Annotated in this window: 1 protein-coding gene; it reads left to right on the top strand. The window is 57.5% G+C overall.

The genetic code is table 11. The features are described 5' to 3' along the window. Window positions 1-73: 73 nt before the first annotated feature. Window positions 74-510 (top strand): LacI family DNA-binding transcriptional regulator (locus EH240_RS37430; protein ID WP_148101206.1); only part of this gene is annotated, 437 nt, incomplete at its 3' end.

Here is a 510-nt window from a genome sequence, read left to right as displayed (position 1 = left end):
AGACAAGATTCCGCTTGACAAACTAGGAACGTTCCAATTGTTTGGGGCATAGTTTGAGAAGACCGAGGTTGCGATGTCAAAGGCGAGACTGACTGTCATCGACATCGCCAAAGCCGCAGGCGTTTCCAAGTCCACGGTTTCGTTGGTCTTGCAGGGCTCGCCTCTGGTGAAGGAAGCGACGCGTTCCAAGGTCAACGCGACAATGCGCGAGTTGGGGTATGTCTATAACCGGGGTGCCGCGAACCTGCGACAGGCGAGCGCCAGATCGGGCATCATCGGTGTCGTGGTGAACGATCTTACAAACAGCTTCTTTGCAGAGTTGGCCGTAGGGGTCGACACGGTCGTCCAGTCGGCGGGCTTCGTCCAGTTCCTCTCAAACACGAGTGAAAATACCGACCGGCAGCGAGAGGTGGTTGCCTCGATGCGTGAGCATGGAATTTCGGGGCTTATCGTTTCGCCGGCCCGCGCCACCGATGCAGCAGACTTCAAGCCGCTCGTGGCGTCAGGGAT

Origin of the sequence: Mesorhizobium tamadayense (assembly GCF_003863365.1) — a bacterium.
GTDB classification, from domain to species: Bacteria; Pseudomonadota; Alphaproteobacteria; order Rhizobiales; family Rhizobiaceae; genus Mesorhizobium; species Mesorhizobium tamadayense.
This window is presented reverse-complemented; position numbering and strand designations above follow the sequence as displayed.